This is a genomic window from Halobacterium sp. KA-6 (genome assembly GCF_021029015.1).
Taxonomy (GTDB): domain Archaea; phylum Halobacteriota; class Halobacteria; order Halobacteriales; family Halobacteriaceae; genus Halobacterium.
Window position 1 is genome coordinate 91,033 of record NZ_JAJJZH010000007.1, and the last position, 16,036, is coordinate 107,068.

A 16,036-nucleotide genomic window follows, 5' to 3' on the forward strand; every position below is an offset into this window, starting at 1 on the left:
CTTTCCCTCCCGCCCGACAGGGATTGTTTTCGACACGTTCATACTTCATCTCAAGAGAGTGCCGGGTGATGCCTGACCCCTCCAGCCTGCGCGACAGCACGCAGATTGTGCTTCCCGTCTCCACAGTGGAGGGGTACCGCGAGGACATCGACGAGAAGTTTACGGTGAGTTTTCTCGAACACGAGGAGATGGTGCGCATCATCGGTAGCCCTGTCGTCATTAAGAACGTCAGCGAGTATCTCGCTCGGCAGGGCGTGAACGTCCCGTAGCCCGACTCGGCGACGCCGCCAGCGCCTCCGGAGAAAGAAAGGGTTAAAGCCGCGGCGACGGTTCGTTCGGGTATGGCTGAGACGATAGAAGTGCTCGTGGCAGGCGGCCAGGCCGACCCCGGCCCACCGCTCGGTCCCGAGCTCGGACCGACACCCGTCGACGTGCAGGCTGTTGTACAGGAAATCAACGAACAGACCGCCGCCTTCGACGGTACGGAGGTTCCGGTCACCATCGAGTACGAGGAAGATGGTTCGTTCAGCATCGAGGTCGGTGTCCCGCCGACGGCCGCCCTCATCAAGGACGAGGCTGGCTTCGAGACCGGTTCCGGCGAACCCAACGAGGAGTTCGTCGCGGATCTCTCCATCGAGCAGCTGAAGACTATCGCCGAGCAGAAGAAGCCCGACCTGCTGGCGTACGACACGCGTAACGCCGCCAAGGAAGTCGCGGGTACCTGTGCTTCCATGGGCGTCACCATCGAGGGCGAGGACGCGCGGACGTTCAACGAGCGCGTCGCGTCCGGCGAGTACGACGAGGTCCTCGGCGCGGAAGAAGCAGCGGCGTAACGCAGCAGTTTCAGTTCCTTTCGTGCGTCCGTATTTTCCGGCTCTGTAGCCGTGACACCGTCTCTTGGCGCTCGTCGCGGGAAGCGTGGTTCGACGGTTTTAAGGGCGCGATGCCCTTCTCTCGAAGCGAGACAGGCTTCGCCTGTTTCACTGACCCGTAGGAGATCCGACCTTCACAGGGTCAACGCACTACGGAGGTGAAAGATGGCAGACAACGATATTGAAGAGGCCGTAGCTCGCGCACTCGAGGAGGCCCCAGAGCGGAATTTCCGTGAGACGGTGGACCTCGCGATCAACCTGCGCGACCTCGACCTCAACGACCCGTCGAATCGTGTCGACGAGGGCGTCGTGCTGCCGTCGGGCACCGGACAGGAGACACAGATTGTGGTTTTCGCAGAGGGCGAAACCGCAGTTCGAGCCGAGGAAGTCGCGGACGAGGTCTACGGTGGCGACGAAGTCGCCGATCTCGCCGACGACACCGACGCCGCGAAGGACCTCGCTGACGCGACGGACTTCTTCGTGGCCGAAGCATCCATGATGCAGGACATCGCGGGTGCGCTCGGTCAAGTGCTCGGTCCGCGCGGCAAGATGCCGACGCCGCTCCAGCCCGACGACGACGTCGTCGAGACAGTCAACCGAATGAAAAACACCGTGCAGCTTCGCAGCCGCGACCGTCGCACGTTCCACACGCGCGTCGGCGCGGAGGACATGTCCGCCGAAAACATCGCGGACAACATCGACGTCATTCTGCGCCGCCTGCACGCGGACCTCGAAAAGGGCCCACTCAACATCGACGCAGTCTACGTGAAGACCACGATGGGGCCCGCCGTGGAGGTGGCTTAGATGTCCGCTGAAGAACGCACGACCGAAACTGTCCCCGAGTGGAAGCGCGAAGAAGTCGACGAGCTCGTCGACCTGCTCGAGAAGTACGACAGCGTCGGTGTCGTGAGCGTCACCGGCATCCCGAGCAAGCAGCTCCAGGACATGCGCCGCGGCCTGCACGGCAGCGCCGCGCTCCGCATGAGCCGGAACACGCTCCTCGTTCGTGCGCTCGAAGAGGTCGACGACGGCCTCGAAGACCTCACCCAGTACATCTCGGGTGAGGTCGGCCTCGTCGCCACGAACGACAACCCGTTCGGACTCTTCCAGCAGCTCGAAGAGTCGAAGACGCCCGCGCCCATCAACGCTGGCGAGGTCGCGCCCAACGACATCGTGATTCCCGAGGGCGACACCGGTATCGACCCGGGTCCGTTCGTCGGCGAACTCCAGCAGATTGGCGCGAACGCGCGCATCCAGGAAGGCTCCATCCAGGTCATGGAGGACTCCGTCGTCGTCGAGGAAGGCGAGACGGTCTCCACGGACGTCGCGAACGTCCTGACCGAGCTCGGCATCGAGCCGAAGGAAGTCGGCCTGGACCTCCGCGGCGTCTACTCCGAGGGCGTCCTGTTCACGCCGGACGAACTCGAAATCGACGTCGAGGAGTACCGCGCGGACATCCAGTCCGCAGCCGCGTCCGCACGGAACCTCTCCGTGAACGCGGAGTACCCGACGACGCAGACCGCTCCGACACTCATCCGGAAGGCCCAGGGCGAGGCAAAGAGCCTCGGTCTGCAGGCGTCCATCGAGAGCCCGGACCTCGCGGACGACCTCGTCAGCAAGGCGGACGCGCAGGTTCGCGCGCTCGCCTCGCAGATCGACGACGAGGAGGCGCTCCCCGAGGAGCTCCAGGACGTCGAGGCCCCCGCCGCCGCGGCGGAGCCGGAAGCCGAAGCGGACAGCGAAGACGAACAGAGCGACGAACAAGAACCTGAATCCGAGGCAGACGCCGACGACTCCGACGACGACGAAGACGGAGGCGACGGTGCCGAAGGCCTCGGGGAGATGTTCGGTTAACAATGGAGTACGTTTACGCAGCACTCATCCTGAACGAATCTGGCGAAGAGATCAACGAAGACAACATCACCGGCGTCCTCGAGGCCGCCGGCGTCGACGTCGAGGAATCCCGCGTCAAGGCGCTCGTCGCGGCCCTCGAAGACGTCGACATCGAGGAAGCCGTCGCCGAGGCGGCTGCCGCTCCTGCTGCGCCCGCCGCGGGCGCGGCTGGCGGTGAGGAAGCTGAGGAAGCGGAAGAAGCCGAAGCCGAGGAAGAGGCCGAGGCTGAGGAAGAAGAGGAAGCCGCGGAAGAAGAGGAAGAAGAGGCCAGCGGCGAAGGTCTCGGCGACCTCTTCGGTTAATCCGGTTCCACGATCATCCGTTTTCTTTCGCGCACAGTACGGACAGCCAGTGGCTTGCCACGCACACGGAAGTCCTTGGCAGCGACGCGTCGCTTGAACTGCGAGCGCGGGACCGACTCGCTGCAATAGACATCGTCGCCGGGCGACCATTCATCGCTCCGAGTGCATCAGCGGTGGCGCTGGTCGCGGCTTGTCCGGGTGCGATGCTCGTTCTGATAGTCGTGTTCGCGCGCCGTTGGCGCTATCTTGACTCAGCGAGAGAATCTCGCCGTTTACGGCGGGCGTGAATCGCGTAAGCCCGGTGCCACAGTCCACACAGGTCTGCCGGACTGAATACCAACGCACAAGAGTTATTGAAATTGGGTGTCTCGTATTTGGTGAGGCCAAATGGAGTCTCATCTGCAATCCGGGTCGCATACGGTCTACGCGCTCCAATATCACTTCGTGACCGTCACGAAGTCCCGCGCCGATATCCTTACCGATGAGCGCCTGGAGCGCGTCGCCGAAGTCACTCACGAGATTGCAGACGACTTCGAGGCCGAAATCAAAAACGTGGACGGCGGCACCGACCACGTTCACATCCTGTTCACGACCAAACCCACTACCGACCTCACGAAGTTCATCAACTCGCTCAAGGGAGTTACCTCGCGTCGGATTCGTAAGGAGTATCCCGAGGTAAAAGACCGCCTCGAAGATGCGTTCTGGCAATCGGGATATTTTCTCGCCACGACCGGTCAAGTGAGCATCGACGTGCTGATGGACTACGTGGACGACCAGTAGTATGACCGCGACAACCACGAAAACGCTGGAGGCAACACTCGCGCCGCCGACAACCCACAAAGAGCGCAAACTGTGCGACCTGCTCGACACCTACCGGGCAGGACTTCACGAGGCGTTCGAGGCTGGGTGTGAGACGATGACTGCTACCAGCGACGTGGTGACGCCCTACGACCTGCCGTATCAGGCGAAGGCGGCCCTGTGCAACTACGTCCCGCAACTGCACGGCACCTACGATGCACAGGAGTTGGACGACGACCACCCGGTTCGACTCACCAACCAAGCCGCCGAGTTCGACCACTCGCCGGAACGGGACTACGCGTTTACGTGGTGGGTGCCACAGCCCGGTCGCGGGACGAACTTCTGGATACCGCTTCGGATTAACCCAGCCCAAGAGGGGTTGTGGCACGATCTCGTGGACGGCGAGGCGTCGGCAGGCCAACTCCGCCTGCAACGCCACCGCACGTCGTGGACGCTCCACGTCACTGTCGAGTTCCCGGTCGAACAACCGGACTACGAACCGACCGACGAGGATGTGACGCCAGTCGGCTTTGATATTGGCGAAGCGCACCTGCTCGCGGGCTGTGCCTGCAAGCAGGGCACTCCGACCGACCCACTACTCATCAACGGTGGCCGCGCTCGTCACCTCCGCAAAGAGATGTACACGACGCTGAAGCGACTCCAAGAGCGCGAGGCCGCCGCATGGCGGATTGACGAACGATTCGATCACTACCAGAACGCACTCACAGACATCATCGAGAAGGCGTCTCGGCGTGCCGTTGAGTACGCAAGCCGCTTCGGGAAGCCTGTGGTCGTGCTGGAAGACCTCTCGGACATCCGCGAAGACCTCGATTACGGCCAGTGGATGAACCGACGCCTTCACGCATGGGCGTTCGCCCGCCTCCAACAACGTATCGAGGACAAAGCACGAGAGGCCGGGCTTCCGGTCGAATACATCCGTCCGGAGTACACGAGCCAGACGTGTCACGAGTGCGGCCACGTCGGGCACCGGAACGGCGACGAGTTCCAGTGTACGAACGACGAGTGTTGGGTGTCGGAGTACCATGCAGACATCAACGCGGCGGTCAACATCGCTGATCGCCACGACCCGTGGGGTGAGAGCCTGCCGCTGAAACCGGCGGGCGATGACATCTCAGGGGATGGGAGCGCCTGTGACAGCGCCGCGACCCCCACCGAGCAGAGCCAACCACGGCAGATGACGCTCGGAGAGGTCGGGTCGGAACCCACTGCCGGTAGTTAACCGGTATTCCCATGCAAGGAAGCCGCGCCGTTCACGGCGCGGAGGATGTCACTCCCGTGGTACTGCCACGTTCCGCACTCGTTCGCCGCACTCCGGGCAATTTACGAGGTGCGACTCGCGTTCGAAACGGCTGAGACAGCCGGTGCACTCGTAGCGGCTAGTCGACGGCGGCGTGTACGAATCCATTCGAACCATGTGCATAGGTACCACCCCATCCACTTGTAAGGGTGACCATAATACTGGTTTAGGGGAACTATATTGCTAGTACTTCGTGCTTTAACCAGTTCTATCGGACGCTTGGTCGATTTATGCGGCTAGAAAAATACATAGGGACGAATGAAGTCGTTCGTGAGCAGCGTCCTCGAACGCACGTCACACTTCGACCGCGTGAGCCCGAAAACGAGGGGGTTACCGTATCAGTGCTCGAGGCCGGTCAGGAGCGTCTCGATGCGCTCCTGCTCGCCATCAAGGTCCTGGGGGTAGATGGCGACCGCGACGACGTAGTCGCCGTCGTGTTTGACCCTCGTAACGTGAACGTAGACGTCCACGGACTGCCCGCTAATCTCGGCTGTGCCCTCGAACTTCGTAACCTCCGTGGACTCATTGAGCACGGTCATTTCACTGGTGTTGATGGCCTGCCCGACGGAGAGACCATCATACTGCTGTTGGGCGAGTTCGGCGAGTTCGCGATCCGAGTAGTCTTTGATGGGGTTGAACGACTGGCCAAGCACGCTCACCTCAGGGCTGGAGAACGCGCCGAAGACTGCGGCTCGCTGCTCGCCGAGGACGGGCACGTCAACGGTGCGTTCGTACATCGCTATCCAGTTCGTAACGGTGACATTCCGCGACTGACCCGCCACGGAGTACTCTCGGGTGACTTCCGATTCGTTCACGCGAACCTCCTCGTACCCGGTCTCTTGGAGGGCGTTCTCGGAAACGGTAGCCTTCGACGCCGAGACTTCCACGCCGCTCCCGCCAAGGATGCCGAGACAGCCGCTGGTCGCGATTAGTGCGGCAAACGCTACGGCGACCGCCGTTCGTCGGTGCATGGAGAACAGAACCCGGCCGGCAGGAATAAGCTTGGTGGCTTTCCTGTCAATCGGACAACTTCGGTTCGATGGAGAGTTAGAGCCGGTAGGTCGAACCCTCGTCGGTGTCCTCGACGGTGACGCCGAGGGATTCGAGGCGGTCGCGAAGTTCATCGGCGCGCTCGTAGTTTCCTTCCTCACGGGCTTCCTCTCGGATATCCAAGACGAGGTCGACGAGGTCGCCGGCGATTTCGACCTCGCCACCGTCGACGGTCACGAATTGGAAGCCGAGTACGTCGCCACCCAGTTCTTCGAACGTCTCGATGGCGTCCACGAGCCCGCGGTAGTCGTACTGCTCGGTCGCGTCGACGTACCGGTGGACGGCCGACGCGAGTTCCAGCAGCGCGCTCACCGCCGCGCGCGTGTTGAAGTCGTCGTTCATCGCCGCCTCGAAGTCCTCGCGGGCTTCCGTGACTGCGTCGCGGAGGTCCTCGGCTTCGACTTTCGCGTACGCGTCCGGGCTGTCGGCGGCGTCGGTCGCGCGCTCGTACGCCCGTTCGAGGCGCTCCCAGCGCTGCTGGGCCTCCTGAATCGTCTCCTCGGAGTACGTCTGGCGCTGCGTGTACGACGTCGACACGAGGAACATCCGGACGACGTTCGGGCCGAACTCCTCGATTGCGTTCTTCGTCGTGAAGAAGTTCCCGAGACTGGAGCTCATCTTCTCGCCCTCGGTTTCGAGGAGGCGGACGTGCAGCCAGTACTTCGCGAACGGCTCGCCCGCGGCGGCCTCGCTCTGCGCGACCTCGTTCTCGTGGTGAGGGAAGACGAGGTCCTGCCCGCCGACGTGGATGTCGATGTGGTCGTCGAGGTGGGTCATGCTCATCGCCGAGCACTCGATGTGCCAGCCCGGACGGCCCTCGCTCCACGGCGACTCCCACGTCTGTCCCGCGGGCTCCTCCAAGGGCGGTAGGTCCTCGCTACGGTGTTCGTTGGCGTCCTCGGGAGCGACCGCGCCCGCCTTCCAGAGCGCGAAGTCCGCGGGGTGGCGCTTCTCGCCGCGCTCGGACTCTGGGCCTTGAGCTTCCATCTCTTCGACCTGCTGGCCGGAGAGTTTCCCGTAGTCCTCGAAGGCGGTGACGTCGAAGTAGACCGAGCCGTCGGCTTCGTAGGCGTACCCCTCTTCGATGAGGGTCTCCACGAGGTCGATGATTTCGGGGACGTGCTCGGAGACCCGCGGGTACACTTCCGCGCGCTGGAGGTTGAGGTCGCGCATGTCCTCGATGACGGAGTCGATGTAGTGGCGCGCCACCGACTGTTCGGTGTCGCCGAGGTCGTCCTCGCCGGTGCGCGCGACGATTTTCTCGTTGACGTCCGTGAAGTTCTGGACGTGGCGGACGTCGTAGCCGACGTGGGAGAGCCACCGCGCCATCACGTCCGACTGCACCCAGAGGCGAGCGTGGCCGAGGTGGGCGTCGTCGGAGACCGTGAGCCCACAGGTGTACACGAGCGCTTGCTCAGGGTCGTGGGGCTCGAACGCCTCCCGCTCGCCGGAGAGGGTGTTCGACACGTAGAGAGTCATACAGCGGTACGTACGCGCGCCGGCGTTTCAAAGCGTCGGAACTGACGGCGTCTGTCGCGGTCAGACCGGAACCGCGTCGAGCGCGTCCTCGACGACGCGCAGCGCGTCCGCGCCGTCCCGCCGCTCGACGACCACCGCGAGCGTATCCTCGGCGACACCCGCAGCCACCGGATCGACGTCTGCGGCGTGGAGACGTTCTAGCGCCGACGCGAGCGTCTGGGTGTCCACGTCGCCGCTCGCGAGCAGCGCCGTCAAATCCCCCTCCCCGGGTTCGAACCCGCAGCCTGCGACGACCAGCAGGCCGTCGTCGCTGGGGCCGAGCCCGGACTGCATCGAGACGTGCGCGTCCCGCGCGTCGGCGTCGAACTCGGGAAGGTCCTCGCTGTACCGCCGAATTGCCGCCGCGACCGCGTCCTCGTCGCCGTCGACGTCGAGGAAGCGCGCGGCCGCCGCGTGGTTCACGACGCCTGCGCGGAGCGCTCGCCGCAGGAACGGGTGTTCGTCGACCGCTGCGCGCGTCACCGCCGCCTGAGTCATACCTCGATTTCGTCGCCGCGGGGGCATAAGTCTCAGCGACTGCGAGCACTCCACCATTTTAAACCCCCGTGGCGAGTACGACGCGCCGTGAGCGAGGACAGCGACCCGACATCGGTGCTCTCGTTGCTCGACGACGAGCACGCCCGCGCCATCCTCGCAGCGGCGAGCACGGAACCCATGTCCGCGAGCCAACTGAGCGAGGCCTGTGACGCGTCGACCGCGACGGTGTATCGGCGAATCGACGACCTAACCGACCACGAGTTGCTGGAGGAGTCCATCAACGTCCGGTCGGACGGCAACCACCACCGCGTCTACCGCGCGACGTTCCGCCGGTTCACGCTCGAACTCAACGACGGCGAGTACACTACCGAGGTCGAGTGCGAATCCGAGGACGTCGCCGACCGCTTCACGAGAATGTGGGAGGGACTGTAATGAACGCACTCTACGTCGTCAACGTCGCCGCGTCGTTCGCCGCGACCGCCGTCGGACTGTTCATCGGCTACCACGCCTACCGGGGGTTCCGTCGCCACCAGAGCGTGCCGATGCAGTACCTCTCGGCGGGGCTGGTGCTCCTGACGGCGGTGACGTACACCGCGACGTTCGTCGGCTCCGCGATGCTCCGGTACGGCGTCCTCGACGCGACTCTCGAAGCGCCGTTCCGGCTCGTTGTCCGAATGCTCCAGCTCGCGGGCTTGCTCTGCATCGCGTACTCGCTGTACCGCCGACCGTCGTAGCTATTCGCAGCCGACGGAGTCGGCGACCGCCAACAGCGACTCCTTTTCGAGGTCGGTGGCGACCACGGCGTACCGGGTATCGCCGCACGACCACGACACGAAGTTGCTTCGCGGCGTCGTGAGGTACTGGCTGTCGTGGCCCGCGACGGTGACGTTCTCACCGGAGGTAAACCACCCGTTCGCGTTCGGCCCGGACGTCGTCTTGGTGACCGTGAGTTGCTCGCCGTCCGCCGTGACGTACTGGAGGCTGGCCTGCGTCACATTTCCGCTGACGTACTGTGCTTCGTCGAACTCGTACGCCGCGGGCACCTCTGGGTCGGGAACGGAGAAGTCGACGTGCTCCCGGAGCGCGCTCGCCGAGTCGAACGTCTGCGTGGAGACGTTCAGCGTCTCCCCTGTCGCGTCCTCGGGGACGTCAAAGTGGAACGCGTCCGCCGGGAGGTCGGCGTCGAACGTGACTGTTTTTAGGCGCGACGTCGCCTCGATAGTGCGGTTCCGGTAGTCGATGCGGCGGCTGGTCTTTAGTGGGTAGTAGTACTCGCTGTCCAGCCACAGCGTCTGGTTCGCGGTCAACGCCGCCTCCGAGACCGCGGTCAACTCGAAGCCGTGGGCGGTCCGCCCGGCGACGCGCTGCGTCCCGAGATACTCGACCTCGAAGCCCTCAATAGCGTCCTCGGGAATCGACGGTCCGCTCCGGGTCGTTGGGATGATGGGAAGCGGCGAGACGCCGTCCGACACCTCGGCCACGCCATCGCCGTGCGCGGCCGCGACGATTCGTGCGAGGTACGCGGACTGGTTTCTGGTCGTCCATCCATCGATCCGTGGGACGCGCCTCACTGTATTCTCGTCAGCGTCGTACAGCAGTGCCCCGGACTCGTTGAGCACCGTCACGTCTCCCGCACGGGATTCGGGCGCGAGCGTTCGCTGGTACCGGCGGGGCGGGTCGGTCGTGAAGTCGACGCGGACGAGCGCGCGAGTTTCGTTGGTGGTGGTCCCGTCGTCGACGGTGGTCACCCGGGTGGCTTCGAGGGTGTCGAGGGAGTCGTAGCGCTGGGCGACGTCGACGTCCGACGGCGTCGCCGCGCCGTCCGCGAGGACGTCGAGGCCGGTGCAGCCGCTTGTGACGAGGAGGGCAGCGACCGCGACCGCCAGCAGCGTCTGTCGCCCCATCGATAGGACGTGATTCTCGCACAACAGGATAAAAGGGGCGAATTTGTCCGCTACTCGGGTCGTTGGCCGCCGGTTGCGAAGCCACTAAGGACGCATCTCCCCAACGAGAGAGCATGCAAGCGCTGGTCATCGTCGGCCACGGTTCACACCTCAACCCGGGTTCGTCGGACCCGGCGTTCACACACGCGGACACAATCCGCGCGTCGGGCGCATTCGACGAGGTCCGGGAGGCGTTCTGGAAGGAAGAGCCGTCGTTCCGCGAAGTGCTGCGCACGCTCGAATCCGAGGAGGTGTTCGTCGTCCCGCTGTTCATCTCGGAGGGCTACTTCACGGAGCAAGTCATCCCCCGGGAACTCCGCCTCGACGAGTGGGATCCCGAGGACTGGGACTCGGACGGCACGGACGCCGATCACGTCACCGTGCGGGCCGAGGACGTCGACAAGACCGTCCACTACTGCGGGCCGGTCGGCACCCACGACTCGATGAGCGACGTCATCGTCGAACGCGCGAAGTCCATCACCGACGATCCCGACGTCGGCGAGGGCTTTGGGCTCGCGGTCGTCGGCCACGGCACCGAGCGCAACGAGAACTCCGCGAAAGCCATCCATTACCACGCCGACCGCATCCGCGATACCGGCCGCTTCGAGGAAGTGAAGGCGGTGTTCATGGACGAGGACCCGGAGGTGGACGACGTCACGGAGTTCTTCGACGCGGAGGACATCGTCGTCGTCCCGCTGTTCGTCGCCGACGGCTTCCACACCCAGGAGGACATCCCCGAAGACATGGGCCTCACCGACGACTACCGCACGGGCTACGACGTCCCGACGGAAGTCGACGGCCACCGCATCTGGTACTCTGGCGCCGTGGGAACTGAGCCGCTGGTCGCAGACGTGATCCTCGAGCGCGCCGACGACGCGGGCGCCGACCTCGCGGACGCCATCGAGCGCGTGCGCCAGCAGACCGAGAGTGACAGCGCCACGAGCGCGGGAGACTGATGTCCGCAGCCGACACCATCGACGACGTCGAAGCGGCGCTCGTCGAGCACGCCGACGCCGGCATCGACTTCGACGGCCTCGTCGTCGAACCCGCGAACGGTGGCTATCGCTGGGAGACGCCCGGCGAACAGCTCACGGTCAGCGAGGACCTGCTCCGGGAGCGTGCCGGCGACCCGTACGCGACCAACTGGTACTACTGGGAGCACGTCGTCGAGGGCCACGACACGGCCCGACGCGCGTTCCTGCGATGGCTCGAAGGCGCCGACGAACTCGACGTCCCCGAGCGCTACGACGAACTCCGCGGCGGCCACACGAATTCGTGGGGCGAACTCGCGGTCACCGCCGTCCTCAGCGAGGGCGGACAGCGCCGCTACGAGGTTCGCCACGAGGACGACCTCGGCGAGGATGTCGACGCCTACACGGACCCGCTAGAAGCCCGCCACCTCGTGAAGCACGACGACGAGGGACGCTACCGGCCGCTCTCGACGGCCCCGTCGCTCCCGCACGGCTGGGCGTTCGTGGATCTCGACGGCAGCGACCTTGTGCAGACGGTCGACTACGTCTATCCCGCGACGGTGTCGAACTGGCACCGCGAGCGCGAGGGCGACCTCGACGTCGACCACTGGAGCGAGGTCGCGGGCCGCCAGTCCGGCATCTACAGCATCGTCGAACAGCTCGACGACGACGCCCTCGAATGGGCAGCCGAGGCCTGCTGCGTGGACTCGCAGTGCGTGAAGCGCCGCGAATGGGACAAAAGCGAGGACGAAGAACTCGACGTGCCTCGTGGCGACGGCGAGTTCCCGTGCCGGGAGCCCTGTTCGCTGTTCATCGCCGCAGCGCGAAAATTCACGACGCTCGAACGTGAGGAGACCCGGGAGTACACCTTCGAGTTGACGCCCGCGGAGAAAGAACAACTCGAGGACATCGTCGACGCGGTCGCGGACGGCCGCGTCGACGAGATTCGGGAAGCCGACGTCAACGAGGGCGCGAACCGCTACCGCGCCCGGTTCCTGCGCGCCAAGCGCATGGACGAACACGGGCTCTCAGGGACGCCGACGTACCCCGAAGACCACGAGTGACATCCTCGCCCGGCCTGAAGGGCGGGATTCTCTCGCTGCTTAAAGATAGTTCTCACGTCGCCAACACGTAGGCGGCGACCCCGATGCCACCCAACAGCGCGAGCACGCCGATGAGCATCGCGACCGAATCCGAAATCGAGAGGGTGAGCGCCGCGGCGATCACGACGACGGCAGCCGCGGCGGCTGTCGGGAGCGCGACGTCCGCCAGCGAGACTGACTCCTCGTCGTGAGCGGGCTCGGACTTCTCGGAGAGCGACTCGTCGACGGCGACGTCCGGGCCGCCGTCTTTGCGTTTGTCGGTGACGGTGACGTTCACGCGCGCCTGCTCTGCGCCGTACCCGATGGACAGTTCGACGTAGCCCTTCACCGGCGGGTGGTCAGGCGGAATCGCGATTTCGACGCCACGGGTCTCGCCCTCGTCGACGTAGACTTGTGTGGCCGCGATGTCCGCGATTGCGGCGAGCGCGTCGTCCAAGTGGAGGTGGACGTGGACGGGGCCGCCGTGGTTCTCGAAGACGAGAATGAACGACCGGTCCGTCTCCAGCGACGCCGCTTCCGGCTGGAGGTCGCGTGGGTGGTCGCGGTTGAGGTGAACGGACAGCCGTTCGGGCACGCACGATGGATTGTCGCGCGGTAAGAAAAAGGTTCCCGACGGTTACGCGGGGGCTTCCTCGCGCATGTCCGGCGGCAGGAGGTTCGGGATACCGTCCTCGATGGGGTAGGTTTCGCCACACTCCGTGCAGGTGAGTGTCCCCGAGAGGATTTCGTCGTCCTCGCGCTCCTCGACGTCGAGGTCGAGGTCGTGTTTGTCCAGCGGGCAGCAGATGATGTCCACGAGGTCTTCTTTCATGCGCGAACCGACGAGGGCGCGGACAAAAAGCGTGCGGGTTCCGCGAGTGCGGGGTGAATCGGCGAGAAGCCTGAAGTTGTGTCCGCGAGTCGTCCCTCCCGGAGTCGCCATGCGACAGAAGCCATTCACCAACATCGAGGACGTGCTCGAACGGATGGGCGAACAGCTCGAACAGACGCGGCTGTCGGTGGGTGGCGAAATCGCCACCGCCGCCGTGGACGTCGGTGAGTGGGACGGCGAGTTCGTCGTGGAAGCCGACCTCCCCGGCTACGAGCGCGAGGACATCGACGTCCGCGTCACGGACAACACGCTCCACATCGACGCCGAACACAAGGCCGAACGCGAGGAGCGCGAGGAACTCTCCTACCTCCGGAAGGAGCGCGTGAAGACGGACGTCTCCCGGACGATTACACTCCCCGAGGAAATCGACGAGGACGAGGTCTCGGCGACCTACGAGAACGGCGTGCTGACCGTCGTCCTCCCGAAACACGAATCCGAGGAAGGCGAAGCAGGCGGCCACCGCGTCGAGATCCAGTAGGCGGCCGGTTCGCTGTCCACGTTTTTCGAGCGCGTACTCCTACAAATCCGAAAAAAGCGCGGCCGCCCGAGTTACGCGCGCGGCGACTGTGCTTCGAGAATGTCCCCGACGGCGTCGAACTCCTCTTCGAGCGTGTAGAGGATGTCGTCCAGCGAGACGAGGCCGACTAGTTCCTCGTCGTCGTCCACGAGCGGCGCGCGCCGCACGCCCTCGTCGGCGAGCGCCTGGGCGGCCTGGTAGACGCCCGCGTCCGCGTCGATGGTCATCACGTCGCGAGTCATGATTTCGTCGACGTGCTCGTAGCCGAGTTCGGGGTCGTCGCCGAGCTCTGTGGCGATTTGGCGGTCCGTGACGATGCCGATGGGCAGCGATTCCTCCTCGACGACGACGCTGCCGACGTGCTCGTCGGCCATCGTCTCCGCGACGTCCGTGACACTGTCCGTTCGTGCGGCCGTTACGACCTCCGTGGCGGCGATGTCTCGGATTGGCATTCGCACTCTCCCCACGCGGGGGTATCAGCGCACTCAGAAAAAACGCGATGGCCGCGAACCTCGTTACTGCTCGAAGGGGTTCTGCTGGACGACGGTCTCCTCGCGGCCGGGGCCGACGCCGAGCGCGTAGGCCGCGGTGTCGAGTTCGTCCTCGACGTACTCGACGTACTTCTGGGCCTGCTCGGGGAGCGCGTCGTAGCCTTCGGCGGCGACCGCTTCGGGGTCAAACTCGGGCCAGCCGTCGAAACTCCGGAAGACGGGCTCACAGTCGACCCAGCGTTCGGTCGTCGCGGGCATCGAGTAGATGGTCTCGCCGTCCAGTTCGTAGGCGTGCCCGACCTTCACTTCGTCGAGGCCGGCGAGCACGTCGAGGTGGTTGATGGCGAGACCGGTGAACCCGTTGGCGCGCGCGGCGTGGCGAAGCATCGGGAGGTCGAGCCAGCCGACGCGGCGCGGGCGGCCAGTGACGGTGCCGTACTCGCCGCCCTCTTCGCGGATGTACTCCGCGAGGTCCTCGTCGTCGCCGGTGAGCTCGGTCGGGAGTGGGCCGGTGCCGACGCGGGAGAGGTAGGCTTTCACGACGCCGACGACTTCGCCCTTGCCGACGGTGGTCGGGCCGAGGCCGGTGCCGGTGGCGGCGTAGCCCGCGGTCGGGTTCGAGGACGTGACGTAGGGGTAGACGCCGTGGTCGATGTCGAGGCTGGTTCCCTGCGCGCCCTCCAGCATCACGCTGTCGCCGTCGTCGATACGGTCGGCGAGATAGTCGCCGGCATTGACATCCATTCCTTCGTTCTGGATGCGTTCGCCGAACGCCCGGTACTGCTCGAACAGCGCTTCGACGTCGAACTCCTCGCCGGCGTCGCCGCCGTAGACGTCTTCGTAGAGCGCGCGCTTCTGCGGGACGGCGTACTCCAGTCGGTCGCGGAGGACTTCGGGGTCGAGGAGGTCGCCGACGCGGACGCCGCGGCGGCCGGCCTTATCCTCGTATGTCGGGCCGATGCCGCGGCCCGTGGTTCCGGCGTCGAGGTCCGAGTCGGACTTGACGTCCTCCTCGATGCCGTCGAGCACGCGGTGGTATGGCAGGATGACGTGGGCGCGGCGGGCGACCCGGACGTCGGGGTCGAGGCCGCGCTCGCGGAGTGCGTCGATTTCGTCGAACAGCGTCTCGGGGTTGACGACGCAGCCGTTTCCGAGGACGCCGGTCTTCCCGCGGACGGCCCCGGAGGGGACCAGCGAGAGTTTGTACTCGTCGCCGCCGACGACGACGGTGTGGCCGGCGTTATCTCCGCCCTGATACCGGACGACGACGTCGGCCGCGTCGCCGAACAGGTCGACGACGCCGCCTTTGCCTTCGTCGCCGAGTTGCGACCCGACGATGGTGACGGTCATACCCGTTCGTTCCACCAGCGTCGTCAAACCGGTTACGGTCTCGCCGCCGTAAGTAGGCACGAGTGTGCATACCCGGGTGGGATATCGGTCGTGATATTGGACGAACAGGCAGAATAGGGGCGCTGTCGGCGCTGGGCGCAAGCGTTAACTGTTGCCAATCGCAAGCGAATACTGTCACTTTCTCGCCCGAGCCCTACGACAACCTTTAAACCCCCGCCAAGACAAGTTAACAAATGCCATGATAGACCGGCTTGAGAAGGAAGTCGATATGCTGGAGCGCCATCTGCAGGTCCTCCGCATGGTCATCGAGAACGAACCCATCGGTATCGTGAAGATGTCCAACGAGACCGGCTACCCACACCACAAGGTCCGGTACTCCCTCCGCGTGCTCGAAGAGGAGAACCTCATCGAGCCGTCGTCGCAGGGAGCCATCACGACCGAGCGCACCAGCGAGTTCGTCGACGAACTCGACGGCAAAGTCGACGGCCTCGTCGACAAGATGGAAGCAATGAAAATCGACGCTGCCGCGGAAGCCGAATAA

General features: G+C 64.9%; 22 protein-coding genes. 13 read left to right on the forward strand and 9 right to left on the reverse strand.

Annotated elements, in window-relative coordinates; genetic code table 11:
- The first annotated feature begins 68 nt into the window (after positions 1 to 68).
- From LPA46_RS14005 to LPA46_RS14035, 7 genes are all read left to right on the forward strand, one after another.
- Positions 69 to 269 (forward strand): VNG_1110C family protein, encoded by a 201-nt coding sequence (locus LPA46_RS14005; RefSeq protein WP_230888699.1) that lies wholly within the window; start codon positions 69 to 71, stop codon positions 267 to 269.
- Between the two features lie 72 nt (positions 270 to 341).
- Positions 342 to 833, forward strand: a complete 492-nt coding sequence (locus LPA46_RS14010; RefSeq protein ID WP_230888698.1) for a 50S ribosomal protein L11 — start codon at positions 342 to 344, stop codon at positions 831 to 833.
- A gap of 204 nt (positions 834 to 1,037) precedes the next feature.
- A complete protein-coding gene (locus tag LPA46_RS14015; RefSeq protein WP_230888697.1) occupies positions 1,038 to 1,676 on the forward strand; it encodes a 50S ribosomal protein L1 in 639 nt (212 codons plus the stop codon).
- On the forward strand, positions 1,677 to 2,726 hold the full coding sequence (locus tag LPA46_RS14020) for a 50S ribosomal protein L10 (protein WP_230893013.1): 1,050 nt from the start codon (positions 1,677 to 1,679) through the stop codon (positions 2,724 to 2,726).
- A gap of 2 nt (positions 2,727 to 2,728) precedes the next feature.
- Positions 2,729 to 3,067, forward strand: coding sequence for a 50S ribosomal protein P1 (gene rpl12p, locus LPA46_RS14025; RefSeq protein WP_230888695.1), 339 nt, complete (start codon positions 2,729 to 2,731; stop codon positions 3,065 to 3,067).
- A 387-nt stretch (positions 3,068 to 3,454) separates the two neighbouring features.
- Positions 3,455 to 3,847 carry an IS200/IS605 family transposase gene (tnpA, locus tag LPA46_RS14030; protein WP_230893014.1) on the forward strand — a complete coding sequence of 131 codons (393 nt, stop codon included), beginning with the start codon at positions 3,455 to 3,457 and terminating at the stop codon, positions 3,845 to 3,847.
- 1 nt (position 3,848) lies between these two features.
- Positions 3,849 to 5,105, forward strand: coding sequence for a transposase (locus tag LPA46_RS14035; RefSeq protein ID WP_230893015.1), 1,257 nt, complete (start codon positions 3,849 to 3,851; stop codon positions 5,103 to 5,105).
- A gap of 48 nt (positions 5,106 to 5,153) precedes the next feature.
- Here LPA46_RS14035 and LPA46_RS14040 read toward each other — a convergent pair whose 3' ends face one another.
- The 4 genes from LPA46_RS14040 to LPA46_RS14055 all read right to left on the reverse strand — a co-directional run bounded on the left by LPA46_RS14040 (position 5,154) and on the right by LPA46_RS14055 (position 8,249).
- On the reverse strand, positions 5,154 to 5,306 hold the full coding sequence (locus tag LPA46_RS14040; RefSeq protein WP_330166342.1) for a rubrerythrin-like domain-containing protein: 153 nt from the start codon (positions 5,304 to 5,306) through the stop codon (positions 5,154 to 5,156).
- 215 nt (positions 5,307 to 5,521) lie between these two features.
- Positions 5,522 to 6,154 carry a DUF6517 family protein gene (locus tag LPA46_RS14045; RefSeq protein ID WP_230893016.1) on the reverse strand — a complete coding sequence of 211 codons (633 nt, stop codon included), beginning with the start codon at positions 6,152 to 6,154 and terminating at the stop codon, positions 5,522 to 5,524.
- 76 nt (positions 6,155 to 6,230) lie between these two features.
- Complete coding sequence (gene cysS / locus LPA46_RS14050) at positions 6,231 to 7,712, reverse strand: cysteine--tRNA ligase (RefSeq protein ID WP_230893017.1); 1,482 nt, start codon at positions 7,710 to 7,712, stop codon at positions 6,231 to 6,233.
- A 60-nt stretch (positions 7,713 to 7,772) separates the two neighbouring features.
- Positions 7,773 to 8,249 (reverse strand): DUF7523 family protein, encoded by a 477-nt coding sequence (locus LPA46_RS14055; protein ID WP_230893018.1) that lies wholly within the window; start codon positions 8,247 to 8,249, stop codon positions 7,773 to 7,775.
- Between the two features lie 87 nt (positions 8,250 to 8,336).
- On the opposite strand from LPA46_RS14055, the gene LPA46_RS14060 reads away from it, so the two are divergent.
- Together LPA46_RS14060 and LPA46_RS14065 are read left to right on the forward strand one after the other, a co-directional pair.
- Positions 8,337 to 8,681 (forward strand): ArsR/SmtB family transcription factor, encoded by a 345-nt coding sequence (locus LPA46_RS14060; RefSeq protein WP_230893019.1) that lies wholly within the window; start codon positions 8,337 to 8,339, stop codon positions 8,679 to 8,681.
- Positions 8,681 to 8,983, forward strand: a complete 303-nt coding sequence (locus tag LPA46_RS14065) for a DUF7521 family protein (RefSeq protein ID WP_230893020.1) — start codon at positions 8,681 to 8,683, stop codon at positions 8,981 to 8,983. Before LPA46_RS14060 ends, LPA46_RS14065 begins: the two co-directional genes overlap by 1 nt.
- Here LPA46_RS14065 and LPA46_RS14070 read toward each other — a convergent pair whose 3' ends face one another.
- Positions 8,984 to 10,153: a LolA family protein gene (locus LPA46_RS14070; protein WP_230893021.1), complete on the reverse strand. Its 1,170-nt coding sequence runs from the start codon at positions 10,151 to 10,153 to the stop codon at positions 8,984 to 8,986.
- Between the two features lie 113 nt (positions 10,154 to 10,266).
- Between LPA46_RS14070 and LPA46_RS14075 the strand changes: the two genes are divergently transcribed.
- Together LPA46_RS14075 and LPA46_RS14080 are read left to right on the forward strand one after the other, a co-directional pair.
- Complete coding sequence (locus LPA46_RS14075) at positions 10,267 to 11,148, forward strand: CbiX/SirB N-terminal domain-containing protein (protein ID WP_230893022.1); 882 nt, start codon at positions 10,267 to 10,269, stop codon at positions 11,146 to 11,148.
- A complete protein-coding gene (locus tag LPA46_RS14080) occupies positions 11,148 to 12,227 on the forward strand; it encodes a DR2241 family protein (protein WP_230893023.1) in 1,080 nt (359 codons plus the stop codon). Before LPA46_RS14075 ends, LPA46_RS14080 begins: the two co-directional genes overlap by 1 nt.
- A gap of 52 nt (positions 12,228 to 12,279) precedes the next feature.
- Here LPA46_RS14080 and LPA46_RS14085 read toward each other — a convergent pair whose 3' ends face one another.
- Together LPA46_RS14085 and LPA46_RS14090 are read right to left on the reverse strand one after the other, a co-directional pair.
- Positions 12,280 to 12,840 (reverse strand): DUF7524 family protein, encoded by a 561-nt coding sequence (locus tag LPA46_RS14085; RefSeq protein ID WP_230893024.1) that lies wholly within the window; start codon positions 12,838 to 12,840, stop codon positions 12,280 to 12,282.
- 42 nt (positions 12,841 to 12,882) lie between these two features.
- Positions 12,883 to 13,077, reverse strand: a complete 195-nt coding sequence (locus tag LPA46_RS14090; RefSeq protein WP_230888683.1) for a methytransferase partner Trm112 — start codon at positions 13,075 to 13,077, stop codon at positions 12,883 to 12,885.
- 109 nt (positions 13,078 to 13,186) lie between these two features.
- Here LPA46_RS14090 and LPA46_RS14095 point away from each other — a divergent pair, with 109 nt between their 5' ends.
- Entirely contained in the window at positions 13,187 to 13,615 is a 429-nt protein-coding gene (locus tag LPA46_RS14095; protein WP_230893025.1) for an Hsp20/alpha crystallin family protein, read from the forward strand.
- Positions 13,616 to 13,686: 71 nt separating this feature from the next.
- Here LPA46_RS14095 and LPA46_RS14100 read toward each other — a convergent pair whose 3' ends face one another.
- Together LPA46_RS14100 and LPA46_RS14105 are read right to left on the reverse strand one after the other, a co-directional pair.
- Positions 13,687 to 14,106 carry a CBS domain-containing protein gene (locus LPA46_RS14100; RefSeq protein ID WP_230888681.1) on the reverse strand — a complete coding sequence of 140 codons (420 nt, stop codon included), beginning with the start codon at positions 14,104 to 14,106 and terminating at the stop codon, positions 13,687 to 13,689.
- 63 nt (positions 14,107 to 14,169) lie between these two features.
- Positions 14,170 to 15,495 (reverse strand): adenylosuccinate synthase, encoded by a 1,326-nt coding sequence (locus LPA46_RS14105; protein WP_230893026.1) that lies wholly within the window; start codon positions 15,493 to 15,495, stop codon positions 14,170 to 14,172.
- Between the two features lie 238 nt (positions 15,496 to 15,733).
- Here LPA46_RS14105 and LPA46_RS14110 point away from each other — a divergent pair, with 238 nt between their 5' ends.
- On the forward strand, positions 15,734 to 16,036 hold the full coding sequence (locus tag LPA46_RS14110; RefSeq protein ID WP_230888679.1) for a hypothetical protein: 303 nt from the start codon (positions 15,734 to 15,736) through the stop codon (positions 16,034 to 16,036).